The sequence below is a fragment of the Rhodococcus sp. NPDC059234 genome (genome assembly GCF_042754225.1).
Lineage (GTDB): Bacteria > Actinomycetota > Actinomycetes > Mycobacteriales > Mycobacteriaceae > Rhodococcus_G.
Window position 1 is genome coordinate 13,770 of the sequence record NZ_JBHZAH010000039.1, and the last position, 25,969, is coordinate 39,738.

The 25,969-nt window shown below is 70.5% G+C and carries 23 protein-coding genes; 18 read left to right on the forward strand and 5 right to left on the reverse strand.

Annotation, left to right across the window (positions count from 1 at the left end; all coding sequences use genetic code 11):
• Positions 1 to 8: 8 nt before the first annotated feature.
• Positions 9 to 932, reverse strand: coding sequence for a DUF5995 family protein (locus ACFXGJ_RS11110; RefSeq protein WP_378618992.1), 924 nt, complete (start codon positions 930 to 932; stop codon positions 9 to 11).
• 90 nt (positions 933 to 1,022) lie between these two features.
• Here ACFXGJ_RS11110 and ACFXGJ_RS11115 point away from each other — a divergent pair, with 90 nt between their 5' ends.
• Together ACFXGJ_RS11115 and ACFXGJ_RS11120 are read left to right on the forward strand one after the other, a co-directional pair.
• The gene (locus ACFXGJ_RS11115) at positions 1,023 to 2,066 is read left to right on the forward strand and encodes an Rv2578c family radical SAM protein (RefSeq protein WP_378618996.1); all 1,044 of its coding nucleotides are present in this window, start codon (positions 1,023 to 1,025) and stop codon (positions 2,064 to 2,066) included.
• A gap of 100 nt (positions 2,067 to 2,166) precedes the next feature.
• Complete coding sequence (locus tag ACFXGJ_RS11120) at positions 2,167 to 2,610, forward strand: hypothetical protein (protein WP_378618999.1); 444 nt, start codon at positions 2,167 to 2,169, stop codon at positions 2,608 to 2,610.
• Between the two features lie 9 nt (positions 2,611 to 2,619).
• Here the strand turns inward: ACFXGJ_RS11120 and ACFXGJ_RS11125 are convergent, their stop codons facing one another.
• Complete coding sequence (locus ACFXGJ_RS11125) at positions 2,620 to 3,597, reverse strand: Acg family FMN-binding oxidoreductase (protein WP_378619002.1); 978 nt, start codon at positions 3,595 to 3,597, stop codon at positions 2,620 to 2,622.
• Between the two features lie 233 nt (positions 3,598 to 3,830).
• On the opposite strand from ACFXGJ_RS11125, the gene phoA reads away from it, so the two are divergent.
• The gene (gene phoA / locus ACFXGJ_RS11130) at positions 3,831 to 5,363 is read left to right on the forward strand and encodes an alkaline phosphatase (protein ID WP_378619005.1); all 1,533 of its coding nucleotides are present in this window, start codon (positions 3,831 to 3,833) and stop codon (positions 5,361 to 5,363) included.
• Positions 5,364 to 5,428: 65 nt separating this feature from the next.
• Here phoA and ACFXGJ_RS11135 read toward each other — a convergent pair whose 3' ends face one another.
• A complete protein-coding gene (locus ACFXGJ_RS11135; RefSeq protein ID WP_378619007.1) occupies positions 5,429 to 6,370 on the reverse strand; it encodes a neutral zinc metallopeptidase in 942 nt (313 codons plus the stop codon).
• 172 nt (positions 6,371 to 6,542) lie between these two features.
• Here ACFXGJ_RS11135 and aspS point away from each other — a divergent pair, with 172 nt between their 5' ends.
• The 3 genes from aspS (at position 6,543) to ACFXGJ_RS11150 (ending at position 10,648) form a co-directional block, all read left to right on the forward strand.
• Entirely contained in the window at positions 6,543 to 8,363 is a 1,821-nt protein-coding gene (aspS, locus tag ACFXGJ_RS11140; RefSeq protein WP_378619010.1) for an aspartate--tRNA ligase, read from the forward strand.
• 194 nt (positions 8,364 to 8,557) lie between these two features.
• Complete coding sequence (locus ACFXGJ_RS11145; RefSeq protein WP_378619012.1) at positions 8,558 to 9,766, forward strand: kinase; 1,209 nt, start codon at positions 8,558 to 8,560, stop codon at positions 9,764 to 9,766.
• Between the two features lie 60 nt (positions 9,767 to 9,826).
• The gene (locus tag ACFXGJ_RS11150; protein WP_378619014.1) at positions 9,827 to 10,648 is read left to right on the forward strand and encodes a patatin-like phospholipase family protein; all 822 of its coding nucleotides are present in this window, start codon (positions 9,827 to 9,829) and stop codon (positions 10,646 to 10,648) included.
• An 8-nt stretch (positions 10,649 to 10,656) separates the two neighbouring features.
• Here the strand turns inward: ACFXGJ_RS11150 and ACFXGJ_RS11155 are convergent, their stop codons facing one another.
• Together ACFXGJ_RS11155 and ACFXGJ_RS11160 are read right to left on the reverse strand one after the other, a co-directional pair.
• Positions 10,657 to 12,306, reverse strand: coding sequence for an alkaline phosphatase D family protein (locus tag ACFXGJ_RS11155; protein ID WP_378619041.1), 1,650 nt, complete (start codon positions 12,304 to 12,306; stop codon positions 10,657 to 10,659).
• A 193-nt stretch (positions 12,307 to 12,499) separates the two neighbouring features.
• Positions 12,500 to 13,102, reverse strand: coding sequence for a TetR/AcrR family transcriptional regulator (locus tag ACFXGJ_RS11160; protein WP_378619016.1), 603 nt, complete (start codon positions 13,100 to 13,102; stop codon positions 12,500 to 12,502).
• 60 nt (positions 13,103 to 13,162) lie between these two features.
• Here ACFXGJ_RS11160 and ACFXGJ_RS11165 point away from each other — a divergent pair, with 60 nt between their 5' ends.
• The 12 genes from ACFXGJ_RS11165 to aroQ all read left to right on the forward strand — a co-directional run bounded on the left by ACFXGJ_RS11165 (position 13,163) and on the right by aroQ (position 25,916).
• On the forward strand, positions 13,163 to 13,621 hold the full coding sequence (locus tag ACFXGJ_RS11165; protein ID WP_378619018.1) for a DUF4345 domain-containing protein: 459 nt from the start codon (positions 13,163 to 13,165) through the stop codon (positions 13,619 to 13,621).
• Positions 13,622 to 13,682: 61 nt separating this feature from the next.
• Entirely contained in the window at positions 13,683 to 15,077 is a 1,395-nt protein-coding gene (locus ACFXGJ_RS11170; protein ID WP_378619020.1) for a replication-associated recombination protein A, read from the forward strand.
• A 163-nt stretch (positions 15,078 to 15,240) separates the two neighbouring features.
• A complete protein-coding gene (alaS, locus tag ACFXGJ_RS11175) occupies positions 15,241 to 17,907 on the forward strand; it encodes an alanine--tRNA ligase (RefSeq protein WP_378619044.1) in 2,667 nt (888 codons plus the stop codon).
• Positions 17,908 to 17,924: 17 nt separating this feature from the next.
• Complete coding sequence (ruvX, locus tag ACFXGJ_RS11180; RefSeq protein ID WP_378619046.1) at positions 17,925 to 18,479, forward strand: Holliday junction resolvase RuvX; 555 nt, start codon at positions 17,925 to 17,927, stop codon at positions 18,477 to 18,479.
• Positions 18,365 to 19,723 carry an endolytic transglycosylase MltG gene (mltG, locus tag ACFXGJ_RS11185; RefSeq protein ID WP_378619049.1) on the forward strand — a complete coding sequence of 453 codons (1,359 nt, stop codon included), beginning with the start codon at positions 18,365 to 18,367 and terminating at the stop codon, positions 19,721 to 19,723. Before ruvX ends, mltG begins: the two co-directional genes overlap by 115 nt.
• Positions 19,713 to 20,585 (forward strand): shikimate dehydrogenase, encoded by an 873-nt coding sequence (locus tag ACFXGJ_RS11190; protein ID WP_378619022.1) that lies wholly within the window; start codon positions 19,713 to 19,715, stop codon positions 20,583 to 20,585. Before mltG ends, ACFXGJ_RS11190 begins: the two co-directional genes overlap by 11 nt.
• Positions 20,586 to 20,755: 170 nt before the next feature.
• Complete coding sequence (locus ACFXGJ_RS11195) at positions 20,756 to 21,883, forward strand: NDMA-dependent alcohol dehydrogenase (protein ID WP_378619025.1); 1,128 nt, start codon at positions 20,756 to 20,758, stop codon at positions 21,881 to 21,883.
• Between the two features lie 95 nt (positions 21,884 to 21,978).
• Positions 21,979 to 22,563, forward strand: coding sequence for a prepilin peptidase (locus tag ACFXGJ_RS11200; protein ID WP_378619028.1), 585 nt, complete (start codon positions 21,979 to 21,981; stop codon positions 22,561 to 22,563).
• 54 nt (positions 22,564 to 22,617) lie between these two features.
• Positions 22,618 to 23,808 carry a chorismate synthase gene (gene aroC / locus ACFXGJ_RS11205; protein ID WP_378619031.1) on the forward strand — a complete coding sequence of 397 codons (1,191 nt, stop codon included), beginning with the start codon at positions 22,618 to 22,620 and terminating at the stop codon, positions 23,806 to 23,808.
• Between the two features lie 19 nt (positions 23,809 to 23,827).
• Positions 23,828 to 24,331: a shikimate kinase gene (locus tag ACFXGJ_RS11210; RefSeq protein ID WP_378619033.1), complete on the forward strand. Its 504-nt coding sequence runs from the start codon at positions 23,828 to 23,830 to the stop codon at positions 24,329 to 24,331.
• A 53-nt stretch (positions 24,332 to 24,384) separates the two neighbouring features.
• Positions 24,385 to 25,494: a 3-dehydroquinate synthase gene (gene aroB, locus ACFXGJ_RS11215; protein WP_378423774.1), complete on the forward strand. Its 1,110-nt coding sequence runs from the start codon at positions 24,385 to 24,387 to the stop codon at positions 25,492 to 25,494.
• Entirely contained in the window at positions 25,491 to 25,916 is a 426-nt protein-coding gene (gene aroQ, locus ACFXGJ_RS11220; RefSeq protein WP_378619036.1) for a type II 3-dehydroquinate dehydratase, read from the forward strand. The genes aroB and aroQ overlap by 4 nt, the downstream gene beginning before the upstream one ends.
• The last annotated feature ends 53 nt before the right edge of the window (positions 25,917 to 25,969 follow it).

A 25,969-nucleotide genomic window follows, 5' to 3' on the forward strand; every position in this document is an offset into this window, starting at 1 on the left:
GAATTGTCTCAGAGCCCGCCCAGCCTCGCCAGAATTTCGACGGCGCCGTCGGCGGTGGACCAGAGGGCGTCCATCTCCGCCGCGGCGCCGGGCGCGGTCTGCGGATTCTGCAGTGCGAACCCGTTGGCGAGGGTCAGGGTGTTGTATCCGCTGTCGGCGGCCCGCAGCAGCAGTTCGGAGGCCACGCCCTCGCCCGCGAGCCGGTCGAGTCCCTCGCCGAGGAAGTAGAAGCGCCACAACGGTCCGAGGTCGGCGCCGTAGGCCGCCTTGGTCCGGGTGACGATGGCGTCGCCGTCGGTGGCGATGGAGTCGACGATCTTGTAGAAGTCGGGCACGCTCTGCGTGGTGGTGCCGGTGGCGGCGACGGACCGCGCGAGGTCGACGGTCAGATGCGCGTTGTACCCGGTCATCGCCGCCCGCGCCGGTGACTGGGCGCAGTCGTAGGCGAGCCCGAAGTAGCGCTGCCAGGCGGGTTCGACTGGCGCGCCGGTGAATTCGGCGTGCACGTTGACCAGGTAGCGGCGCAGCAGGTCGGTGCTGATCGCGTGCGCCCACGCCGGTGTGCCGAACGAGGCGGGGGAGCGTTGCAGTGGCATCACGGCTGCCTGCACGACGGCGTCGAGGCCGATGCCGAACAGTCCGCGCCGGTCCCGGTGGGCGACGAGGATCTCCGCGATCTGGTGCTGGCGGCCGACCTCGTCCTCGAGCCGGGCCATCGGGTCGGCGTCGGTGACCGTGCCGGTGTCGGACACGCGCGCGACGGTGGCGATGTCGGTGCTCGTGAGGGCGGTGCCGCAGGCCGACGTCGGGACCGCGGCGGCCGCGAGGGTGGGGGTGAGCGCAGTCGATGCGAGCAACGACGTGGTGGTGAGGGTGACGAGGGTGGTGAGGCGAGTGGCGACCGTTCGAAAGGTGGAGCGGCGTTGGCTCATCGGCGGAGTGTAACGAGGCGGGCGGTCGGCGTGGGGAGGTCGGCGGCGCGTAGGCTTGACTAAAGCTAGAACAAGTGTTCGACTCTGTGCATGCGATGGCAGGGGCAGACTCTCGACGCCGTGCAGTCCCAGCTCGACGACGGCGCTCTCCCCGGTCTGGCGCGTGCCGGCCTCGTACGCAGCGTACAGACCCCCGAGTTCGAGGGGATCACCTTCCACGAGGTGCTGTGCAAGTCGGCGCTGAACAAGGTGCCGGAGGAGTCGCCGTTGCCGTTCCGGTTCACCGTCAACGCTTTTCGTGGATGTTCGCACGCCTGCCGGTACTGCTTCGCGCGACCGACACACGAGTACCTCGAGCTGGACGCGGGCCGCGACTTCGACAGCCAGGTCGTGGTGAAGACCAACGTCGCCGCGGTGCTGCGCCGGGAGCTGTCGAAGCGGTCGTGGAAACGCGACACGGTCGCGCTGGGCACCAACACCGATCCGTATCAGCGGGCCGAGGGGCGGTACCGGCTGATGCCCGGGATCATCGGCGCCCTCGCGGAATCCGGCACGCCGTTCTCCATCCTCACCAAGGGCACGCTGCTGCGGCGAGACCTGCCGCTGCTGACCCTGGCCGCCCGTCAGGTGGACGTCGGGATCGGGGTGTCGCTGGCGATTTACGACGCCGACCTGCAGAAGGCGATCGAACCGGGTACGCCGTCGCCATCGGCGCGGCTCGACCTGATCCGCGCCGTCACCGACGCCGGCTTCGACTGCAACGTGATGGTCGCGCCGGTGATCCCGTACCTGACCGACTCGACGCGACACCTCGACGAACTGCTGGGTGCGATCGCGGAGGCGGGGGCGACGGGTGTCACGGTGTTCCCGATGCACCTGCGCGGCAGCACCCGCGGCTGGTTCCTCAACTGGCTCGCCGAGGAGCATCCCGCGCTGATCCGCCGGTACCGGCAGCTCTACGGTCGCGGCGCCTACGTGACACCCGAGTACAAGCTGTGGCTGCGTGGACGGGTGACGCCGCTGGTCGAGAAGTACGGCCTCGGCGGCAGCGCCGGCCATCGGCAGGAGCCGGTGCGCGCTCCCGTACGCGAGCTGGTCGGGGCGGGAGCCGCACCCGCACTCACTCTGTTCTGAGCTCCACGTCGGAGGTGGGGTCGAACGCACCGCCGCGCCCGGTCGCCGTCCCGTCCGGATTCAGCCGTAACGGTCCGGCATCCGAAACGGACCTTCTGGTATGAAGCTTTTCCGGATTGCCCGTTTTGCACCCATCGGCGTGGTCCTGTGCGCCGCCGCAGCCACCTGGTTTGCCCCGTTGGCTACGGCCGACGTCGTCGACGTGACCGTTGTGCCCGGACTCGGCGGTGGCCCGACGACGCCGTACGGGGCCGGCTGCACGTATCTGGTCGTGGCCAGGACGGTGAGTCCGGTGGAGGCCGGTGTGTCGATCGTCGACCTCAACCGTGCCTCGACGCTGTTCCCTCAGGAATTGATCTGGGACATCGCCGATCCCTACTACGTCACGCCGGTCGTGCTCGGGCATGCATTCACGCTGTGGACCCCGACCGCGCCCGGCGAGCACTCGCTGATGGCGTATCAGACGTCCGCAGGCGGGCCGGTCAACTCGGTCACCGTGAATCCGGGTACGCAGATCGGGCCGGGGTGTGTCGTGGAACCGTGATCCGTGTCCTCATCCCAGCGTGAGGACCTCTGCAGTCGGGCGCCGCGGCGTCTCGCGCAGCGGGACCGGATCGAGCGCGGTGCCGACCCGGACGAGGACCTGCGGATGACCGGCGTCCGGCGCGAGCGCTCGAATCATCTCGCGGCTCCGCTCGACCTCGGTGAGGTGGGTCAACGGGCAGGTGGCGTTGCCGAGCGCGGTTGCCTCCAGTAGGACGGCCGACAGCGCTTCGCCGCAGCGCGCCCAGGCGGTGGGGAGGTCGGTCGTGGTGCTCAGCATCACGACGGTGGATTCGTCGACGGGTCGACTCGCTTCCGGATCGCTCCGGCCCGGGGTCGGGAACGCTCGTCCGACGCTCACCCGGGAACTGTCGAGCTCGGTGGCGAGGGCGTTCGCCGGTATCCCCTCGAACGGGAACGAATGGCCCGCCCACCAGTGGAGTTCGGCCTGGTAGGTCGAGTCGTACCGGCGACTCGCGGCGCTCGCGTTCGATGCCGCGGCCAGTTCGGGAGCCGCGTCGGGCGGCAGCACCGTCAGGGTCGCCCCGTGGCGGCCGGCGGCGTCCCGGAGGACATCGAAGAGGCCCGGTGCTTGCACCGGCGGCGCGAAGGGCCGACGGTCGGTCCGTCGGTGCCTGATCGCGGTGACCAGATCGAAGTCGTGCGATCGGGGCTCGGCGTCCCGGCGGAACCGGACCGATGCCACCAGGTTCGGCAGGGCCACCTCGGGCAGGAGTTCGACGCTCGGGTGCCAGCGCAGCGAGGTGAGTGCGACGCGCAGGTGCCCGAGCGCCGCCCCACAGCTGATCATGAGTTGTCGGCCCGAGGGATCGGTCGAGGCGAGCAGCCGTGACCGGTCGCCGTGCAGGTCGAGCCGGCCGTCGTTGTACAGCCAGCGCCACGGCTGACTGTTGTGCACCGACGGTGCGCGGCATGCCAGGTCGACCGCGGTCCGCACCACGCCGGCGTCGGGAGCGGTGAAGTCCATGCCTGCCTCCTCGGCTGGTCAACCCTGCCTCGCTCGGGCTGCTCACCAAGTCTCGCGCGACGTCGGCCGCTTCGGTAGGGCCGATGGTCACCTCCTCGTGTCGGACCGACATCCAGGTGCTCGCCCAGCGGACGTCTGTCGGAAGCCGGGTGGTTGCCTGGCGTTCACGGGGATGGCCAACCATTCGGCGCGTCCGAGTCAATCTCTCGTCCAATCAAAGGAGTCGTAATCCGATGTCCTCGTCGACCAATTCCCGACGGTTCCTGGTGGCCGCGCTCGCGGTGACCGCGCTGGCGGCGGCCGGTTGCAGCAGTGGATCAGACGACTCGTCGAAGTCCAACGGCGACACGGTCACTCGCGCTGCCGCCGGCGATGTGACGAGCAACGGGGGCGCCCGCCGCCTCGACTCCGAGCAGTCGCAGGCGCTGAAGGACGCGATCAACTCGTCCGGCGCGAAGAACGTCATCCTGCTCATCGGTGACGGCATGGGTGACTCCGAGATCACCGCGGCCCGCGACTACGCCGAGGGTGCGGGCGGCAGCTTCGCCGGCCTGGACGCGCTGCCGATCACCGGTCAGTACACGCACTACGCGTTGACGAAGGCCGGCAAGCCGGACTACGTCGCGGACTCCGCATCCAGCGGAACCGCCTGGGCGTCGGGCACGAAGACGTACAACGGCGCGGTGTCCGTCGACATCACCGGTGCCGCCCAGGACACCGTCCTGGAACTGGCGAAGGCAGCCGGAAAGGCGACCGGCAACGTTTCGACCGCCGAGATCCAGGACGCGACACCGGCGGTGCTCGCTTCCCACGTCAGCAGCCGCAAGTGCTACGGGCCCGAGGTCACCAGCAAGTCCTGCCCGGAGAACGCGCTCGAGAACGGCGGCAGGGGGTCGATCAGCGAGCAGCTTCTCGGAACCCGCGCCGACGTCACTCTCGGCGGCGGGGCGAAGTCCTTCGGCGAGACCGCGAAGGCGGGGGAGTGGCAGGGCCGGACACTGGCCGAGCAGGCGAAGGTGCGGGGCTACCAGATGGTCTCCACCGCAATGGAACTCGACAAGATCGAGAAGGCCGACCAGGACGCCCCGGTGCTCGGACTGTTCGCCGACGGCAACATGCCGGTCCGCTGGCAGGGTTCGGTCGCCACCCGTGGCGGCTACCTGCAGCCCGCCGAGACCTGCGTCGACAACGCCAAGCGCACCGCCGAGGTGCCCACCCTGGCGGCGATGACCCAGAAGGCGATCGACCTGCTCGCGCCCAACGAGAAGGGCTTCTTCCTCCAGGTCGAGGGCGCGTCCATCGACAAGCAGGACCACGCCGCCAACCCGTGCGGCCAGATCGGCGAGACCGTCGACCTCGACGAGGCGGTGCAGAAGGCGCTCGCGTTCGCCAAGGCGGACGGGCAGACCCTGGTGATCGTGACCGCCGACCACGCACACTCGAGCCAGATCGTCGGCAACATGACCGAGGCCGACATCGCGGCCATCGCCGCCGACAAGAACCTGCCGATCGAGCGGGCGCGCGACATCGTCTACCCCGGACTGACCCGGCGGCTCACCACCAAGGACGGCGCCGAGATGACGCTGAGCTACGGCACCTCCGAGGACCCGTCGGTCGAGTCCGAGGGGCACACCGGTTCGCAGCTCAAGATCGCGGCCTTCGGTCCGCGTGCGGCGAACGTCAGTGGTCTGACCGACCAGACCGACCTGTTCTTCACCATGACCGACGCGCTGGGCCTCGACCGCACGAAGGGCGCGGCCAAGTAGGGACGAGGTCCCGGCCGAATCCCGCCGTCCACGCTTCGTGCGTGGGCGGCGGGATCCGCGGCCGGCTACGTGAGCGCGGGCGGGTTGTTCAGGTCCCGGGCCGCGTAGGTGTTGCAGTCGGCCACCCGGCCGGTGCGGTAACCGGTGAGGAACCACTTCATGCGCTGCTCCGACGAACCGTGCGTCCAGCCCTCCGGGTTGACCCGGCCGCTCGACGCCCGCTGGATCCGGTCGTCACCCACCGAGGAGGCCGCCGACAGCGCGTCCTTGATGTCGGTGTCGGTCAGCTTGTTCAGGAACGGCGGCCCGCCGTTCGGGCCGGGCTGGCTGTCGGCGGAGTGGGCCCAGATGCCCGCGTAGCAGTCGGCCTGCAGCTCGGTGCGCACCGCCGCGGACTGGGCGCCCCTCGGATCCGTCTGGGCGCGGCCGATGTCGCCGAGCTGGTTCTGGATGTGGTGACCCACCTCGTGCGCCACCACGTACTCCTGCGCGAGCGGGCCGCCGCTGGAACCGAACCGGTCGACCAGCAGCTGGAAGAAGCTGGTGTCGAAGTACGCGGTGGAGTCGGCGGGGCAGTAGAAGGGCCCCACGTCGCTGGTGGCGTTGCCGCAGCCGGTGTTCACCGCGCCGGAGAACAGCATCACGCCCGGCGGGACGTATTTGGTGCCGGTCTGGCGCTGCAGCTGCTGAGCCCACACCGAGTCCAGGCTCTCGGCGGTGCCCGCGACCCGGCAGTTCACGTCGCGGTTCGCGTCGGCTCCGGTCTTGCATCCCTCCAGGGTGTTGGCTGCGCCGGTGCCGACCTGGGCCGGGCCGTCGATCGCGCCGGACAGCCCGCCGAGCACCGATCCCGGATTGCCGCCCATCAGCAGCGCGAGCACGAGCACGATCAGTCCGCCCATGCCGCCGCCGAGGGCGAACTTGCCGCCCCGGCCGCCACCGCCGCCGCCGCTGCCGCCGACCGAGACCCGTCCCGAATCGATCTGAGCGCCCTCGTTGAATGTCATCGTCACCACTTTCGTCGGTAGTCGAGGCGTTTCGTCGGTCGTCGCGCTGTCGTAGATGTCCACCTTTGCACGACAACGGCTCTGACCATTCGTCCAATGCGATGTGTCTTGTCGTGTCCGACCTCCGTAGGATCACTGCCACAACAAGTCCTGGAACTTTGAAAGGAAACCCGTGCTGCGCACCCATCTCGCCGGCTCGCTGCGAGCCGAGCACGCCGACCAGACCGTCACCCTCACCGGATGGGTGGCCCGGCGGCGCGATCACGGTGGGGTGATCTTCATCGATCTGCGCGACGCCTCGGGTGTCGCACAGGTCGTCTTCCGCGAGGGTGCGGCCGCCGAGCAGGCCCACCGCCTGCGCGCCGAGTACTGCGTCAAGGTCGTCGGGACCGTCGAGGTCCGGCCCGAGGGCAACCAGAACTTCGAGATCCCCACCGGTGCGATCGAAGTCAACGTCACCGCGCTCGAGGTGCTCAACGAGAGCGCCCCGCTGCCGTTCCAGCTCGACGACAACGCCGGCGAGGAAGCGCGGCTGAAGTACCGCTACCTCGACCTGCGCCGCGAGGGCCCCGGCCACGCGATCCGGCTGCGCTCGAAGGTCAACGCCGCCGCGCGCGAGGTGCTCGCGCACCACGAGTTCGTCGAGGTCGAGACCCCGACGCTGACCCGGTCCACCCCCGAGGGCGCCCGCGACTTCCTGGTCCCCGCGCGACTGCAGCCGGGCAGCTTCTACGCGCTGCCGCAGAGCCCGCAGCTGTTCAAGCAGCTGCTGATGGTCGGCGGCATCGAGCGGTACTACCAGATCGCGCGCTGCTACCGGGACGAGGACTTCCGCGCGGACCGTCAGCCCGAGTTCACCCAGCTCGACATCGAGATGAGCTTCGTCAACCAGGACGACGTCATCCTCCTCGCCGAGGAGATCCTGACCAACGTCTGGAAGCTGATCGGGCACGAGATCACCACCCCGATCAAGCGGATGACCTACGCCGAGGCGATGCGCCGGTACGGCTCCGACAAGCCCGACCTGCGGTTCGGCGTCGAACTCGTGGAGTGCAAGGAGTTCTTCAAGGACACCACGTTCCGCGTCTTCCAGGCCGAGTACGTCGGCGCCGTCGTCATGCCCGGTGGCGCGAGCCAGCCCCGGCGCGAGCTCGACCGCTGGCAGGAGTGGGCCAAGCAGCGTGGCGCGCCGGGTCTGGCCTACGTGCTCGTCGGCGAGGACGGGGCACTGACCGGTCCGGTCGCGAAGAACCTCACCGACACCGAGCGGGCGGGACTGGCCGCGCACGTCGGCGCCGAGCCCGGCGACTGCATCTTCTTCGGCGCGGGAGCGATCAAGACCTCGCGCGCCCTGCTCGGCGCCGCACGTGGCGAGATCGCCCGCAAGCAGGACCTCATCGACCCGAACGAGTGGGCGTTCGTGTGGGTGGTCGACGCGCCGATGTTCGAGCCGACCGCCGACGCGACCGCCAGCGGTGACGTCGCCCTCGGCTACAGCGCCTGGACGGCCGTGCACCACGCGTTCACCTCGCCGAAGCCGGAGTCGATCGACACCTTCGACACCGAGCCGGGCACCGCGCTGGCCTACGCCTACGACATCGTCTGCAACGGCAACGAGATCGGCGGCGGCTCGATTCGTATCCACCGCAAGGACATCCAGGAACGCGTCTTCAAGGTGATGGGCATCTCGCACGAGGAGGCGGAGGAGAAGTTCGGCTTCCTGCTCGACGCCTTCGCGTTCGGCGCGCCCCCGCACGGCGGCATCGCGTTCGGCTGGGACCGGATCACGGCCCTGCTGGCGGGCATGGACTCCATCCGTGAGGTCATCGCCTTCCCGAAGTCCGGCGGCGGCATCGACCCGCTGACCGACGCCCCGGCGCCGATCACCGCGCAGCAGCGCAAGGAGTCCGGCATCGACGCGAAGCCGGAGCCCAAGGGCGACGGTGCCGGTGCCGGCTCGACCACGGCCGAGGCCGCGGCCTCCGCGTCCTGACGAACGGCGGCCCCCGGGACTCGTCTCGGGGGCTGCCGGCAGGGGCGGCGCGGGCCCGATCGTGACCCATTCGAGACAATGCGTACGGTGTGGTCTGTTTTGCCAGGTCGGTTCGGGATATGGTGCTTCGGAGGGGCGACGGGCTCGCCGGGAGGTGCCGTGAAACGCTCGGTGAGCGGGTAGGTTGGGGAGCGATGACCGCACTATTGGCCGACCCAGTTTCAGAGGTGGTCGCGGCAGCCGAACAGCTGCTCGAGCGACGGACCGGCGCTCCGGTCACCCTCGTCGATCCCGTCGATCTCGGGGGGAGCGGTCGGACCGTCGTCCTCCGGGTCCGATGCGCGGAGAATCCCTTCTCACTGCCCCGGACGTTGGTGATCAAACAAGTCCGCGAGCTGTCGGAGGCCGCCGAGGCTCGCAGCGTCGCGGTCTACCACGAGGACACCTTCGCCGGCGGTGACGGCCGGCTCGTCTCCGGAGAGATCGCGGACGCCGCATTCCTCCGTGAGGCGGTGTCCTACCAGTTCGCGACCGCACTGGCGACCGAGAACCGCCCCGGTCCCGCGCTCATCGCGTACGACCTCTCCGCACGACTGCTGGTCCTCACCGACCTCGGCGACGCCATGCCGATCGCGGACCTGCTGGTGCGCCCCGACGAGGCCGCCGTGACGAACTCCCTGATGGCGCTGGCCCAGGCGATCGGGCGCATGCACGCCGCGACGGTCGGGCGCGAGGAGGACTTCACCGCCCTGCTCCGGCGAACCGGGGTCGCGACCCGCGGCAACCTGGTGGCCGAACAGGTCGCGTCGCGGATCCCGCAGGTGCCCGAGATGCTCGAGCGTGAACTCGGCATCACAGTCGACCCGGCTGTGGTCGAGATCGCCGAGCGCACGGTGCGCCTGTTCGACGGCGGTCGCTTCCGCGCGTTCAGTCCGTCCGACCTGTGCCCGGACAACATCATCGTCAACGACGAGGGCGTGCGGTTCCTCGACTACGAGTGGGGCGGGTTCCGCGACGCGACGCTGGACATCGCGTACGCGCTCATCTCGTTCCCCGGCTGCCTGTGCAAGTTCGAACTCACCGACGAGCGTTCCGCGGCGATGGTGGAGGCCTGGCAGGCCGAGGTGGTCGGCATGTGGCCGCAGCTCGCGGACGACGGCATGCTGGCGACGAGGCTCGTCGAGGCCCAGCTGGCCTGGGTGTGGCTCTCGACCTACTGGTTCCTGCCCGAGGACCACGCGCGGATCGCCGCGGTCCGCGAGCACCAGCTGTCCGTGCCGCGTTCGAAGGCACTGACCGGGCGGTGGAAGGCGCTGGCGCGGGCCGCCGAGCGGGCGAACTCGGCCGCCGTCGCGGCGCACGCGAGGGAGACGGCCGCCGCCCTCGAGAACCTCTGGCCGTAGGCCGTGGTCACGATCGCCGGCCCGTCGGCCGGCGCCTCACCGGGTGGCCACGGTCGCGCCGTGGCGTTCGGTGCCGGAGGGCCGGTGGGCGTCGCGTGGATGGCGGGCGTGGTCGCGGGGTTGAAGCGAGGTGGAGTCGATCTCGCCGCCGCCGACCTCGTGGTGGGGACGTCGGCAGGCGCGATGGTCGGTGCGGTCCTGGCGTCCGGCCGCGGTACCGAGCGGCTCGCCGAGCCGGTCCGGCCGAGCCCGGGTGAGCCGGAGCTGCCACCGGTCGACCCCGCGCTGCAGTCCGCGGTGTTCGACATCCTGCGCGACGGCAGCCTGGAGCCCGCCGAGGCACGATTGCGAGTCGGTGCGCTCGCGGCGGGGATGGACGCCTCCCACGACCGAATCCACCTCGACCGGATGGCCGCCCTTCTGGGCGCGCGGGACTGGCCGGCGACGGCGCTGAAGGTCGCCGCCGTCGACATCGACACCGGTGAGCGGCGAGTCTTCGACCGAGACAGCGGCGTCCCGTTGCTGCCCGCGGTGGTGGCGAGCCGTGCCATGCCTGGGGTCTTCCCCCCGGTCGGCATCAGCGGCGCGCGCTACATGGACGGCGGCATGTACTCCGCGACCAACGCAGACCTCGCCGCCGGAATGCGGCTGATCGTGCTGATCGAGCCGATGGCCCGGATGCTGCCTCGCGACCAGGTTCGGCGCGAGATCGCCGAGGCGGGTGCGGACACCGTCGTCGCGATCGGCCCGGACGCCGAATCGACGGCGGCGTTCGGGGCCGACCTGGGCGACCGTGCGGCCTGGGTGCCCGCCTACCGTGCCGGCGACCGGCAGGGGGAGGGCGCGGCGCCGAGCCTGCTCGGCAGCTGGGGCCGGGTGTAGCGGCTCGTCTACGCTCCCAGCGGGCCCGCCGCCGTGACGCGCTGCGCCCGATCCGCGACCCGGAAGCTCGCCGCGTGGTGCACGCCGCTGCGGGGATCAGTCGGGTCGGTGAGGAAGTACCAGTCCATCTGCGCGCCCGCGGGGGCGAGTTCGAAGACCCCGTAGCCGTGCGAGTCGAGTTCGACGTAGCGCACGTGCCGGTTGACCGTCTTGAACGCCTCCTCGATCGCGACGGTGGCGGTGCGCGGCGGCACCTTCAGCTGCTCGTCCATGTTGGGTGAGGTCACCGACGGCACGACGAACTCGGTGCCGACGGTCGGTCCGGCCGGGTAGTTCGCCGCGTCCACCGGCAGGTCGCAGGCCCACGAGGAATGGATGTCGCCGGTGATGAACACCGTGTTGTCCACGCCGTGCCCGGTGATCGCGTCGAACAGGCGCTTGCGGTCCGCGGTGTAGCCGTCCCACTGATCGGTGTTGTACGGGATGCCCGCCTGCGGCAGCCCGACCGTCGCGGTCAGCGCCGCCGTGTTGCGCGCGTCGAGCGGCGGGAACACGCACGGCGCGATCATCACCGGGTTCCCGACCACCTTCCATCGGGTGGGGGAGGACACGATTCCGTTGGTGAGCCAGTCCATCTGGGCCCGGCCGGTGATGGTCCGGTCCGGTGCGTCGACCTGACGCCAGCCCGCGCCCGCGGCGGCCTGCTCGTCGCGGTAGGTCCGCAGGTCGAGCATCGAGATCTCGGCGAGCGAGCCGAACCGGAAGCGTCGGTACAGTGCCGCGTCGGTGCCGCTACCCGAAACCCGCACCGGCATCCACTCGAAGTAGGCGCGCGCCGAGCTCGCCTTCCGCGTGGCCCAGTCGCCCTCGGTGGCGGGGTTGTGGTTTTCCGCGCCCGAGCGGTACGAGTTGTCCGCGGACTCGTGGTCGTCCCAGGTCGCGATGAACGGCACCCGCGCGTGCAGGGCGGCGAGATCCGGGTCGGTCTTGTACTGCGCGTGGCGAATTCGGTAGTCGGCGAGCGAGACGATCTCGTGGGCGGGCTCGTGCAGTCGCACCGAGCCGTTGCGGGCGCCGTACTCGCCCTGGCCGTACTCGTAGATGTAGTCGCCGAGGTGGATGACGGCGTCCAGGTCGTCGCGCATCGCCAGGTGCCGGTACGCCCCGAAGTAGCCGGCCTCCCAGTTCGAGCAGGACACCACGCCGAAGCGAAGACGGTCGAGGTCGGCGGTCGTGGCCGGCGCGGTGAGGGTCCGGCCGATCGGCGAGACGTGGCCGAGGGAGGTGGCGGTGAAGCGGTAGTGGTACGTCGTCGCGGGTTGCAGGCCGGTGACGTCGACCTTGACGGTGTGGTCGGAGTCGGAGGTCGCGGTGACGGTGCCGCTGCGCACCACCGAGGCGAACCCCGGGTCCGTCGCCACCTCCCATCGGATCGGAACCTGCTCGCCCACACCGGAACCCGGAGTCGCCGCGGCGGAGGGGGTGATCCTGGTCCAGATCACGACGCGGTCGGGCAACGGGTCACCCGAGGCGATCCCGTGCACGAAGCCGGGCGCGACACCCGCCGGCGCGGCCGCGGCGCGGCCGAATGTGGCCGCCGCGAGGCCCGCGCCCGCCAACGCCGCCGTTCCCGTGAGCAGCCCGCGACGGCTCACCACCGGAGCGCCGTCGCTGGATTCGGTGGACTTCGTCGCCGCGTCGGTCGGCACCCTGGTTTCAGACACCCGTAGATCTGATCGGAAGTTGGACGCATGTTCAATCCGCACCGGGGCGGATCGTCGGAAGTTCACCGGAAGTTCGGATGCCGGTTGCCGGGTGTGGTGTTGTCGGTGCCCCTGCCGGTCCGAGCGGTCAATCTCCTTGGGCTGCAGTCGCGTCGCCGAGGATCGGCGCCAGCGCGCCGAGCAGTGCGCCGACGCTGACCTCGCGCATCTCGGTGCGGGTCAACGTGTGGTTCTCGAGCCAGTCGATCGTGAGGACGCGAACGAAGGTCAGCCAGCTCATCAGCACCGTGGCGGTCGTCTCGCGGGTGGCACCCTCGACGCCCATCGCGTCGAGCAGCCGGTTCCGCAGCTCGCCGAGTTCGCCGGTGATGATGGCCTGGACGGTGGGGTCGGCCGCGAGCACGCGATTCGCCGTGACGACGGTGTTGGCGTTGGCCTCGAAGTAGTCGAAGTGCGCATCGAGCCCCGCCGCGAGCTGGTCGGGCAACGGGGAGTCCGGGTCGAGTTCCGTCGCGACCAGCAGTCGGTCGGCGGCCAATTGGTAGACGCCGGCGAACAGGTCCCGCTTGGTCGCGAAGTGTCTGTAGAGCAGGGCCCGCGACACGCCTGCGGCCGCCGCCACGTCCTCCATCAGCACCTCGTCGTAGGTGCGCTCGGCGAACAGCCGCGCCCCCGCGTCCAGCAGGAGGCGACGGCGTTCGTCGGGGTCGAGGCGGCGGCGCGTGGTCACCCACGGAAGCTTAGTTGACGCGTGTCTACCAAGGGTCGTAGGGTCGGTATTAGTAGACGCATGTCAACTAAGGTCGGATCCGTCGCGCTCGGGAGGAACCTCATGTCCGGACTGCTCAAGGGCCTCACCATGGCGATGGGCGTCGCCTGCGTGGCAATCGGCTTCCTGCACATGGCCCTCGGCATCGACTCGGTGCCCGACATGGGCTCGTCCGGCGTGACCGCCGACAGTCAGAGTCGGTTCTTCGGCGCGATCTTCGTCGGCTACGGCCTCGCGTGGATCTGGGCCGCCCGCCGGTCGCCGATCCCGTCCGTCGTGGTGCGCTGGCTCGCCGCCGTCTTCATGCTCGGCGGAGTGGGTCGGCTGATCTCGCTGGCGGTGTACGGCGTGCCGCACTGGTTCCAGATCGTCCTGACGGTGCTCGAGCTCGCGCTGCCGCCGGTGTTCTTCTGGCTCTCCGCCGAGGACGAGAAGCGTCTCGTGTCGGTCGGCGGCGGGCGGACCCGGGTGGCCGACTGACCGGGCGACGTTCGCAACCGGAATTGTGGCGGCGTCGGTGGGTTTTAGTAGCGTCGAGGCCGTGAGTGACTGGCTGGGAGCGTCCGACGAACCGGACACGGGACTGTTCGCCTCGCCGGAGCCCGACGCCGAGCCGGGGCCGGCGAACGCGGCACTGCCGCCGGCGCGCCCGGACGCACCGCTCGCGGTCCGGATGCGGCCGGCGACCCTCGGCGAGGTGGTCGGGCAGGGGCACCTGCTCGGTCCCGGCGCCCCCCTGCGGCGACTGGTCGAGGGATCGGGTGCCGCGTCGGTGATGCTCTACGGACCGCCCGGCACCGGCAAGACGACCCTCGCCTCGCTGATCTCCCGCGCCACCGGTCGTCGGTTCGAGGCGCTGTCGGCGCTGTCGGCCGGGGTGAAGGACGTGCGCGCGGTCATCGACCTCGCCCGCCGTCGACTGACCGCGGGCGAACAGACGGTGCTGTTCATCGACGAGGTGCACCGCTTCTCCAAGACGCAGCAGGACGCCCTGCTCGCCGCCGTGGAGAACCGGATCGTGCTGCTGGTCGCCGCGACCACCGAGAACCCGTCGTTCTCGGTGGTCTCGCCGCTGTTGTCGCGCTCGCTGGTGCTGCAGCTGCAGCCGCTCACCGAGGCCGACATCCGGGAGCTGCTCGACCGGGCGGTCACCGACCCGCGCGGGCTCGGTGGCGGCGTCCGGCTGACCGAGGAGGCGACCGCACACCTGGTGCGGCTGGCGGGCGGCGACGCGCGCCGGGCACTGACCGCGCTCGAGGCCGCCGCGGGCACCGCGCTCGACGCCGCCGCCGCGGGCGAGCAGGCGGTGATCGATCTCGAGACCGTCGAGTCGAGCGTCGACAAGGCCGCCGTTCGCTACGACCGCGACGGCGACCAGCACTACGACGTGATCAGCGCCTTCATCAAGTCGATCCGGGGATCGGACGTCGACGCGGCGCTGCACTACCTGGCGCGGATGATCGTCGCGGGGGAGGACCCGCGTTTCATCGCCCGCCGACTGGTGGTGCACGCCAGCGAGGACATCGGGATGGCGGACCCGACCGCGCTGCAGACCGCGACCGCCGCCGCGCAGGCGGTCCAGCTGATCGGCATGCCCGAGGCGCGACTTGCGTTGGCTCAGGCCACCATTCACCTGGCGACCGCGCCGAAGTCGGGAGCGGTGATCGCCGCCCTCGGTGCGGCGATGGCCGACGTGAACGCGGGCAGGTCGGGCCTGGTGCCGCCGCATCTGCGCGACGGCCACTACGCGGGCGCGGAGAAGCTCGGCAACGCGGTCGGGTACCGCTACCCGCACGACACCGCGGACGGCGTGCTCGCGCAGCAGTACCCGCCGGACGAGTTGGTCGGCGTGGACTACTACGAGCCGACCGGTCACGGGGCCGAACGCGAGATCGCCGCACGGGTCGGCAAACTGCGCCGGATCGTGCGCGGCTGACGCCGGCTGTGCGTGATCTTCACCCCAACAGGGGCGCTGCCGCGCACAGTGCGCGGCAGCGCGAGAGAACTCGAATGACGCTGACGTTAAGCTTGTGAAGGGCCGATTTGCCGTACTCGGCGACATCGACGACAGATTCAGTAGACACGCGAAGGGCAACCAGGTGCAGACCCACGAGATCCGCAGGCGATTCCTCGACCACTTCGTCAAGGCGGGTCACACCGAGGTGGCCAGCGCCTCCCTCATCTTCGACGACCCGAACCTGCTGTTCGTCAACGCGGGCATGGTGCAGTTCAAGCCGTTCTTCCTCGGCCAGCAGACTCCTGCCTACTCCACCGCCACCAGCGTCCAGAAGTGCGTGCGCACCGGCGACATCGAGAACGTCGGCGTCACCACCCGGCACAACACCTTCTTCCAGATGGCCGGAAACTTCAGCTTCGGCGACTACTTCAAGCGCGGTGCAATCAAGCACGCGTGGGCGCTGCTGACGAACAGTGTCGAGGACGGCGGCTACGGCTTCGACCCCGAACGGTTGTGGGTCACCGTCTACCTGGACGACGACGAGGCCCGCGACATCTGGAAGGAAGAGGCCGGCATTCCGGACGAGCGCATCCAGCGCCGCGGCATGGCCGACAACTACTGGTCCATGGGTGTGCCCGGCCCGTGCGGTCCGTGCTCGGAGATCTACTACGACCGGGGCCCGGAGTTCGGCGTCGAGGGCGGCCCCGAGGCCGACGAGGACCGCTACCTCGAGATCTGGAACCTCGTGTTCATGCAGAACGAGCGCGGCGAGGGCACCGGGAAGGACGGCTTCGAGATCCTCGGCCCGCTGCCGAAGCAGAACATCGACACCGGCATGGGCGTCGAGCGCGTCGCGTTCCTGCTCCAGGACGTCGACAACGTGTACGAGACCGACCTGGTGCGCCCGGTGATCACCAAGGCCGAGGAGCTGACGGGCTGCGCGTACGGCACCGACCACGAGTCCGACGTCCGGTTCCGGGTCATCGCCGACCACGCCCGCACCGCCGTGATGCTCATCGCGGACGGCGTGAACCCCGGCAACGAGGGCCGCGGCTACGTGTTGCGCCGGCTGCTGCGCCGGATCGTCCGCTCCGCGAAGCTGCTCGGTGCCGACAAGCCCAGCATGAGTGAGTTCGTCACAGTCGTCCGCGACACGATGTCGCCGTCCTACCCGGTCCTCACCACCGACTTCGACCGGATCCTCGGCGTCGCGGTCGGTGAGGAGACCGCGTTCCTGCGGACCCTCGCGTCCGGATCGAAGATGTTCGAGGCCGAAGCCGACGATGTCAAGGCTGCGGGCAAGAAGGTCTTCGGTGGCAGCGAGGCGTTCGTCCTGCACGACACCTACGGCTTCCCGATCGACCTGACCCTGGAGATGGCGGCCGAGGCCGGCCTGTCCGTCGACGAGGACGGCTTCCGGTCGCTGATGGCCGAGCAGCGCAAGCGTGCCAAGGAGGACGCGCAGTCCCGCAAGCACGCGCACGCCGACCTGAGCATCTACAAGGAGTTCGTCGACCGCGGCGAGACCGAGTTCACCGGATTCGCCGAACTGACCACCGAGGCAACGGTTCTGGCGTTGATCTCCGGTGGCGTCCGGGTACCGGCGGCGACCGCCGGGCAGGAGGTCGAGGTGATCCTCGACCGCACCCCGCTGTACGCGGAGTCCGGCGGTCAGATCGCCGACATCGGCGTCATCACCGGTCCGGGCCTGAAGGTCCGGGTGCGCGACGTGCAGAAGATCGCGAAGAAGCTGTGGGTGCACAAGGTCACCGTCGAGGAGGGGCAGCTCACCGAGGGCGACGCGATCCTCGCGCAGGTCGACGCCAACTGGCGCGCGGGCGCGACCCAGGGGCACTCGGGCACGCACATGGTGCACGCGGCGCTGCGGCAGGTGCTCGGCCCGAACACCACTCAGAAGGGTTCGCTGAACAAGCCCGGCTACCTGCGGTTCGACTTCGCGTGGCAGAACCAGCTGTCGGCGCATCAGCTCGCCGACATCGAGGCCGTCGCCAACGAGGCCGTCGCCGCCAACCACACCGTCAATACGTTCGTCACCGACCTGACCAGGGCCAAGCAGATGGGCGCGATGGCGCTGTTCGGCGAGAACTACGGCGACGAGGTCCGGGTCGTCGAGATCGGCGGCCCGTTCTCGATGGAACTCTGCGGCGGCACCCACGTGCAGTCGTCGGCGCAGATCGGTCAGATCACCATTCTCGGCGAGTCGTCGGTCGGCTCCGGGGCGCGTCGCGTCGAGGCGTTCGTCGGACTCGACTCCTACCGCTACCTCGCGAAGGAGCGGGCACTGCTCGCCGGCGTCGCCACCGCCCTCAAGGTGCCCTCCGAGGAGGTGCCCGGCCGCGTCGAGCAGCTCGTCGAGCGGCTCAAGGTGGCGGAGAAGGAACTCGAGCAGACCAAGGCCGCGGCCGTCCTCGCCGCCGCCGGGTCCTTCGTGGACAAGGCCGAACGCATCGGCGGGCTGCTGCTCGTCGCGGAGGCCGCGCCCGACGGTGTCGGCGGCGGTGACCTGCGCACCCTCGCGACCGACATCCGGGGTCGCTTCGGCACCGAGCCGGCTGTCGTCGTGCTGCTCGGCAACGCCGACGCGAAGGTGCCGTTCGTGGTCAGCGCAAACAAGGCCGCCCAGGAACTCGGCGTGAAGGCCGGCGACCTGGTCGCTGCGTTCGGACCGAGCATCGGCGGTCGCGGGGGCGGCAAGCCCGAGATGGCTCAGGGTTCGGGCTCGGATGCCGCCGGCATCCCGGCCGCACTGTCGGCGGTGCGCGCCCGCGTCGCCGAGATCGCCGGGTGAGCGAGTCGGACAAGGCTGTGTCCGGACATCAGGCGGACGGCCGTCGGGGCGATGACCGCTCGGCGGCCGACCGCCCCGGGGTCGACGATCCCGGACGCGGCCGCCGGATCGCCGTCGACGTCGGCAGCGTGCGCATCGGCGTCGCGGCCAGCGATCCCGACGGCATCCTCGCCACCCCGGTGGAGACGGTGCCGCGGTCGAAGTCCAAGGCCGACATTTCCGACCTCGCGCGACTCGCCGCGATAGTCGAGGAGTACGAGGCGGTGGAGGTTATTGTCGGTCTGCCGCAGACCCTTCGTGGGGAGCGGGGAACCGCCGCGGGGCTGGCGACGAGATTCGCCGCGCAGCTCCGTGACCGGCTCGCGCCGGTGCCCGTTCGCATGACCGACGAGCGCTTCACGACGGTCACCGCGTCACGGGCGCTGCGGGAGAGCGGGGTGAAGGCCAAGGGTCAGCGATCGGTGATCGACCAAGCCGCCGCCGTCGCGATCCTGCAGGGGTGGTTGGACCAGCGGAGCAGGTACCTGCGCAGCCAGCAGGACCCGCACTCACACACGGAGGACGGTCTGTGACCGACGGATGGTCGCGCGAACCGCATCGCGAACCCCAGCGTTACCTCAGCCGCGCGGAGGAACGGCGCATGCGCGAGGCAGCCGAGCGTAAGGGGAAGGGCAAGGGCCGGTTCGTCGTCGCGCTCGCGGGACTGATCGTGCTGGCGTTGCTCGCCGGCTTCGGTTACGTCGGCGCGAAGAAGTTCCTCGGCAACGACGCGCCCGCCGACTTCGCCGACGGCGAGGCCGGCCCCGAGGTGGTCGTCGTGGTGCAGAGCGGCGACACCGCCTCCCAGATCGGCGAGCAGATGGCCGAGAAGGGCGTGGTGGCCAGCAGCGCCGCGTTCTACAACGCCGCGATCGGCAACAGCGCGATGAGCTCGGTTCAGCCCGGCTACTACCACATCCAGTCGAAGCTGCCCGCGTCCGGCGCGGTGACCGCGATCGTCGATCCGAACTCCCGCGTCGGTTCCGTGGTGATCTCGGAGGGACGCCAGCTCCACGACACCCGCGACGTGACCACCGGCGCGACCAAGCGCGGCATCTACACCCTCATCTCGCAGGCCAGTTGCCTGCCGAGCGCCGGCGGCCTGCCGAAGTGCATCAGCGTCGCCGACCTGGAGACCGCGGGCGCCAGCCCCGACCTCGCCGGGCTCGGTGTGCCGGACTGGGCGGCGGCGCAGGTGCGTGGCGTACCCGACCGCAACCGGCAGCTCGAGGGGCTGATCGCCGCGGGAAGCTGGGACTTCGACCCGGCGTCGACGCCGACCGAGATCCTCCGGACCCTGGTCAGCGGGAGCGCCGCCAAGTACGAGGCCACCGGCATCCGGACCGCGGGCACCGGCGTGGCGCTGAACCCGTACCAGGTGCTGATCGCCGCGTCGCTGGTCGAACGCGAGTCCCTGCCGAGCGACTTCGGCAAGGTGGCCCGGGTCATCATCAACCGGCTCGCCGTGCCGCAGAAGCTCGAGTTCGACTCGACCGTCAACTACGCCCTCTCCACCACGGAAGTCGCGACGACCGACGCCGACCGTGCCCGTGTCACCCCCTGGAACACCTACGCGAAGGAAGGGTTGCCGGCCACCCCGATCTCGTCACCGAGCATCGGTGCCGTCCAGGCCGTCGAGACCGCGCCGCCCGGCGACTGGCTGTACTTCGTGACCATCGACAAGCAGGGCACCACCCTGTTCACCAAGAGCTACGACGAGCACCTCCAGAACATCAAGAAGGCACAGGGAAGCGGGATCCTCGACAGTGGGCGTTGACACACCGGACGTCGAGACCTCGGGCGTCGGGGGACCGCGCAGGGCGGCGGTACTCGGCAAGCCGATCGAGCATTCCCGCTCGCCGCAGCTGCACCTGGCCGCGTACCGCGCGCTGGGCCTGACCGACTGGACCTACGACCGCATCGAGTGCACCGGCGAGCAGTTGCCCGGGCTCGTCGCCGGCCTCGGACCGGAGTGGGTCGGGTTGTCGGTCACCATGCCCGGCAAGGTGGCCGCGCTCGAGTTCGCCACCGAGCGCACCGAACGGGCGGTCCAGATCGGGTCGGCCAACACCCTGGTCCGGATCGGTGACAGTGGTCCGGGGGGCGGCTGGCGGGCCGACTGCACCGACGTGGACGGGGTGTCCGGGGCGCTGGCCGAAGTCGGCGTGGTGGACCTGGCCGATTCGAGCGCCGTGCTGATCGGCGCCGGAGGTACCTCGCGCCCCGCGCTGCGGGCGCTGGCCGACCTCGGCGTGGTCGAGGTGACGGTGGTCGCCCGGTCCGCCGACCGCGCCGCCGACACCCTGGCCTGCGCCGGGACCATGGGACTGGCCGCCCGGCACCTCGGATTCGACGCGGGCGCGCTGCGGGCGGCGTGCGCGGAGGCCGCGGTCGCGGTGAGCACCGTGCCCGCCGACGCGGTGGCGCCGTTCGCGGCCGCGGTCGCGCAGGCGCCGGTGGTGTTCGACGCGATCTACGACCCCTGGCCGACGCCGCTGGCCTCGGCGGTCCAGGCCGCGGGCGGGACCGTCGTCGACGGGCTGCGGATGCTGCTCAACCAGGCGTTCGGTCAGGTCGAGCAGTTCACCGGGCGCCCGGCCCCTCGCGAGGCGATGGCCGCGGCGCTGAACGTGCGCTGACGAGCCGGGGCAGCTGCCGGCCTCGGAGAGCAACGCAGGACGCGCATTCGCCCGAATGCCGGGCACCCGTCCGTTTCGCTGTCTAGTGTTGGCGCCGCAACCAGAAGACCTCGGCGGTCGCGGGTCGCGGTCGCAGGTCGCCTCACTGTCGCGGACGAGAGCAGGGTGTCATGAAGACCAAGGGCGCGTTGATCTGGGAGTTCAACCAACCGTGGACGATCGAAGAGATCGAGATCGGCGATCCCCACAGGGGTGAGGTCAAGGTCCAGATGGAAGCGTCGGGCATGTGCCACTCCGACCACCACCTGGTCACCGGCGGCATCCCGATGGCCGGCTTCCCCGTCCTCGGCGGTCACGAGGGCGCCGGCATCGTCACCGAGATCGGTGAGGGCGTCGAGGACATCGCCGTCGGAGACCACGTCGTGCTGTCGTTCATCCCGTCGTGCGGCAAGTGCCCGTCGTGTCAGGCCGGCCTGCGCAACCTCTGCGACCTCGGGATGTACCTCCTGGGCGGTGCCGCGGTCAGCGACGGCACGTTCCGCGTGCAGGCCCGCGGCCAGAACGTCTATCCGATGACGCTGCTCGGCACCTTCTCGCCGTACCTGGTGGTGCACCAGAGTTCGGTGGTGAAGATCGACCCGTCCATCCCGTTCGAGGTGGCGTGCCTCGTCGGCTGCGGCGTGACCACCGGCTACGGATCGGCCACGCACACCGCGCAGATCCACCCGGGTGACGACGTGGCGATCGTCGGCATCGGCGGAGTCGGCATCTCGGCCCTGCAGGGCGCGGTCAACTCCGGTGCCCGGTACATCTTCGCGGTCGATCCGGTCGAGTGGAAGCGCGAGCAGGCGTTGAAGTTCGGGGCTACCCACGCCTTCGCGAGTGTCGAGGACGCGGGCGGCGCCATCGCGGAGATCACCGCCGGCGGCATGGCGAAGAAGACCATCGTCACGGTCGGCGAGGTGCACGGCGAGGACGTCGACCTGTGGATGGGGATCACCGCGAAGGCCGGCACCGTCGTGCTCACCGCGATGGGCAGTCTGCTCGACACCAAGGTGACGCTGAACCTGTCGATGCTGACCCTGCTGCAGAAGAACCTGCAGGGGACCATCTTCGGTGGCTCCAACCCGCACTACGACATCCCCCAGCTGTTGTCGATGTACAAGGTGGGCAAACTCAACCTCGACGACATGGTCACCCGGCAGTACAGCCTCGAACAGATCAACGACGGATACCGGGACATGTTGGAGGGGCGCAACATTCGCGGAATCATCCGCTTCACCGACGCGGACCGCTGATCCGGATCGAGGACGGTCCACCCCGACGACGATTCATCCACAGGCGGCCGGTCTCGGGCTGTCGGCGGGTACCCGCCGGGTGAGAGTGTCGAGGCATGGTCACGGTCCTCGCTGCTGTCGTGGGTGGGCTCGTCGGACGGGCGACGCGGCCGTTGCTCCGCAGGTTCCTCCCGGCTCCGCCGCGCTGGTTCGTCGCCGCGACGGCCGCCGGGTTCGCGGTCGCGGCGGCCGTGGCCGACGGTCCGGTGGTCACCGCGGCGGCTTGTCTACTGGTGTGGTGGTGCGTCGTGCTGTCCGCCGTCGACCTCGGAGTGCGCCGGTTGCCGAACACCCTGACCCTGCCCGGTGCGGCCGTCATCGTCGTTGCCGCAACGCTGTCCGGGCGTGGGGTCGCGGCGCTCGCCGGGGCCGCGATGCTGGCCGGCCTCTATCTCCTCGTGCACCTGCTCGCACCCGCCGCGATGGGCGCGGGCGACGTCAAGCTGGCGGTCGGGCTCGGCGCGGCGACCGGCACCGTGGGCGGCAGCACCTGGCTGCTCGCGGCGGTCGGTGCGGTCGCGATCACCGCCGCGGTCGGGGTGGCCGCACTCGCCGTCGGCAGGGGCGGCTCCGGCCTGCCGCACGGCCCGTCGATGTGCGTGGCGACGCTGCTGGCCTTGGTCGCGGCCGGGGCAGCCTAGCGGGGGACCGGCCGGTGTGCATCCGAGTCCGGCTTTCGTGAAAGGATGGTCGGCGTGCTGCGCTGGATAACTGCCGGAGAATCCCACGGTCCCGCCCTGGTCGCCCTCCTCGACGGGATGGTCGCCGGGGTCGAGGTCACCTCGGACGAGATTGCTGCCCAATTGGCCCGCCGCCGCCTCGGTTACGGCCGTGGCGCGCGCATGGCCTTCGAGGCCGACAAGGTCACGGTGCTCGGCGGTGTCCGCCACGGCCGGACCATGGGCGGCCCCGTCGCCATCGAGGTCGGCAACACCGAGTGGCCGAAGTGGGAGACCGTCATGTCGGCGGACCCGGTCGACGAGGCGCTGCTCAAGGACCTCGCGCGCAACGCGCCGCTGACCCGTCCGCGGCCGGGGCACGCCGACTACTCGGGCATGCTCAAGTACGGCTTCGACGACGCCCGTCCGGTGCTCGAGCGGGCCAGCGCCCGCGAGACCGCCGCGCGCGTCGCCGCGGGTACCGTGGCCCGCAACTTCCTGCGCCAGGTGTTCGGCGTCGAGGTCATCTCGCACGTGATCTCCATCGGCACCGCGGCGTCCGCCCCGGGCAGCCCGCTGCCCACCTCGGACGACCTCGCCACGATCGACGCCAGCCCGGTGCGGGCCTTCGGCGCCGAGGCGGAGGCCGCGATGATCGCCGAGATCGAGGCGGCCAAGCGCGACGGCGACACCCTGGGCGGCGTCGTCGAGGTCATCGTCGAGGGCCTGCCCGTCGGCCTCGGCTCGTTCATCAGCGGTGACAACCGGCTGGACTCGCGACTCGCCGCCGCCCTCATGGGAATTCAGGCGATCAAGGGTGTCGAGGTCGGCGACGGCTTCGAGACCTCCCGCCGCCGCGGCAGCGCCGCGCACGACGAGATCAAGCCCGGCCCCGACGGGATCCTGCGTTCGACCAACCGCGCGGGCGGTCTCGAGGGCGGCATGACCAACGGCGAGGCACTGCGGGTGCGGGCGGCGATGAAGCCCATCTCCACCGTCCCGCGGGCGCTGGCGACGGTCGACATGGCGACCGGCGAGGAGGCCGTGGCCATCCACCAGCGCAGCGACGTGTGCGCGGTCCCCGCGGCAGGCGTGGTCGCCGAGTCGATGGTCGCGCTCGTGGTCGCGCAGGCGGCGCTGGAGAAGTTCGGTGGCGACTCGGCCGACGAGACCGCGCGCAACGTCGAGGGTTACCTGGCGGCAGTGCGGGAGCGTCTGGCGAGGTGACCACAGGTCGTGAGTCCCGATGACGCCCCGTGCGGTGCTCGTCGGGCCGCCCGGCGCGGGTAAGTCCACCATCGGGCGCAGGCTCGCCAGGGCGCTGGACGTGGAGGTCTTCGACACCGACGTGGCGATCGAGCGCGAGACCGGCCGGACCATCCCGGACATCTTCGCCGTCGACGGCGAACCGGCGTTCCGCGTGATCGAGGAGGACGTGGTGCGTCGCGCCCTGCTCGAGCAGGACGGCATCGTCTCGCTCGGCGGCGGGTCCATCCTGTCCGAGGCGACGCGGGAGCGGCTGGTCGGGCATACCGTGGTGTACCTGGAGATCAGCGTCGCGGAGGGCCTCAAGCGGACCGGGGCGAACGTCTCACGGCCGCTGCTCGCCGGCGGCGACGCCCGGCAGAAGTACCGCGAGCTGATGCGGCGCAGGCGGCCGCTGTACCGGAAGGTCGCCACAATCCGGGTGCGCACCGACGGCCGCAGCCCGGCGCGCGTGGTGCAGCAGCTCGTCGCCAAACTGGAATGAAACAAGCTTCGAACACATCGAGGCCGACCATGTCCGAGGGAAAGAAGCAGACTGTGACCGAACCCGTACGCGTCGAGGTGCAGACCGCCAGCCCCTACCCGGTGATCATCGGGCGCGGGCTGCTCGGCGAACTCGTCGACGAGCTGATCGGCACCCGCACGGTGGCGATCTTCCACCAGCCGCCGCTCGCGCAGACCGCCGAGGCCGTGCGCGCCGCGCTCGCCGCCAAGGGCATCGACGCGCACCGCGTCGAGATCCCCGACGCGGAGGACGGCAAGGACCTCGCCGTCGCGGGCTTCTGCTGGGAGGTGCTCGGCCGGATCGGCCTGACCCGCAGCGACGCAGTGGTGAGCCTCGGTGGCGGCGCCGCCACCGACCTCGCGGGGTTCGTGGCCGCGACCTGGATGCGCGGCGTGCGGATCGTGCACGTGCCCACCACCCTGCTGGCGATGGTCGACGCCGCGGTCGGCGGAAAGACCGGGATCAACACCGACGCGGGCAAGAACCTGGTCGGCTCGTTCCACGAGCCCTCCGCGGTGCTCATCGACCTCGCGACCCTCGAGACGGTGCCGCGCAACGAGATCGTCGCGGGCATGGCCGAGGTGATCAAGACCGGTTTCATCGCCGACCCGGAGATCCTCGAGCTGATCGAGCGGGACCCCGAGGCCGCGCTGGACCCGACCGGCGAGGTGCTGCCGGAACTGATCCGCCGCTCGGTCGAGGTCAAGGCGAAGGTGGTCGCCGCGGACCTCAAGGAGTCGAACCTGCGCGAGATCCTCAACTACGGCCACACCCTCGGTCACGCGATCGAGCGCCGGGAGAAGTACCGCTGGCGGCACGGTGCCGCGGTGTCCGTCGGCCTGGTGTTCGCGGCCGAGCTGGGCCGGCTGGCCGGGCGTCTCGACGACGCGACCGCCGACCGGCACCGCGCGATCCTCGCCAGCGTCGGTTTGCCGACGAGCTACGACGCCGACGCCTTCGCCGACCTGGTCAAGGGCATGCAGACCGACAAGAAGAATCGCGCGGGCATGCTGCGGTTCGTGGTGCTCGACGGGCTGGCCAAGCCGGGGCGGCTGGAGGGTCCGGACCCGACGCTGCTGGCGGCGGCCTACTCGGCGGTGGCTCGCGAGAACGACGACAACCGGGGGACGGTGCTGCTGTGAAGGTCCAGGTGATCAACGGCCCGAATCTCGGCCGTCTGGGTAAGCGCCAGCCCGAGGTGTACGGCACGACCACCTACGCCGACCTGGTCGCGCTGTGCGAGCGGGCCGCGGCCGACCTGGGCGTCGAGGTGCAGGTGCGGCAGAGCGACTTCGAGGGCGAGCTGATCGGCTGGATTCACGCCGCGGCCGACGCGAAGGAGCCGGTGATCCTCAACGCCGGCGCGCTCACGCACACCTCGATCGCGCTGCGCGACGCATGCAAGGAGCTCGACGCCGGGCTGATCGAGCTGCACATCTCGAATGTGCATGCGCGCGAAGAGTTTCGGCACCACTCCTACCTGAGTGGCATTGCGACCGCCGTCGTCGCGGGTCTCGGCGTGGCCGGGTACCCGCTCGCGCTGCGGTACTTCGCCGAGCGCTGACCGCCCGCGGACCACACGCAGCAGAGGAAGAGTCCCCCTCCCGATTCCGGGAG

Excerpts from the sequence above, each read along its gene's own strand:
- ACFXGJ_RS11145 (WP_378619012.1), top strand. The coding sequence starts at position 8,558 with ATGACCGCACTATTGGCCGACCCAGTTTCAGAGGTGGTCGCGGCAGCC.
- ACFXGJ_RS11195 (WP_378619025.1), top strand. The coding sequence starts at position 20,756 with ATGAAGACCAAGGGCGCGTTGATCTGGGAGTTCAACCAACCGTGGACG.
- ACFXGJ_RS11210 (WP_378619033.1), top strand. The coding sequence starts at position 23,828 with ATGACGCCCCGTGCGGTGCTCGTCGGGCCGCCCGGCGCGGGTAAGTCC.
- ACFXGJ_RS11120 (WP_378618999.1), top strand. The coding sequence starts at position 2,167 with ATGAAGCTTTTCCGGATTGCCCGTTTTGCACCCATCGGCGTGGTCCTG.
- ACFXGJ_RS11165 (WP_378619018.1), top strand. The coding sequence starts at position 13,163 with ATGTCAACTAAGGTCGGATCCGTCGCGCTCGGGAGGAACCTCATGTCC.
- ACFXGJ_RS11115 (WP_378618996.1), top strand. The coding sequence starts at position 1,023 with ATGCGATGGCAGGGGCAGACTCTCGACGCCGTGCAGTCCCAGCTCGAC.
- phoA (WP_378619005.1), top strand. The coding sequence starts at position 3,831 with ATGTCCTCGTCGACCAATTCCCGACGGTTCCTGGTGGCCGCGCTCGCG.
- ACFXGJ_RS11125 (WP_378619002.1), bottom strand. The coding sequence starts at position 3,597 with ATGGACTTCACCGCTCCCGACGCCGGCGTGGTGCGGACCGCGGTCGAC.
- ACFXGJ_RS11110 (WP_378618992.1), bottom strand. The coding sequence starts at position 932 with ATGAGCCAACGCCGCTCCACCTTTCGAACGGTCGCCACTCGCCTCACC.
- ACFXGJ_RS11135 (WP_378619007.1), bottom strand. The coding sequence starts at position 6,370 with ATGACATTCAACGAGGGCGCTCAGATCGATTCGGGACGGGTCTCGGTC.
- ACFXGJ_RS11200 (WP_378619028.1), top strand. The coding sequence starts at position 21,979 with ATGGTCACGGTCCTCGCTGCTGTCGTGGGTGGGCTCGTCGGACGGGCG.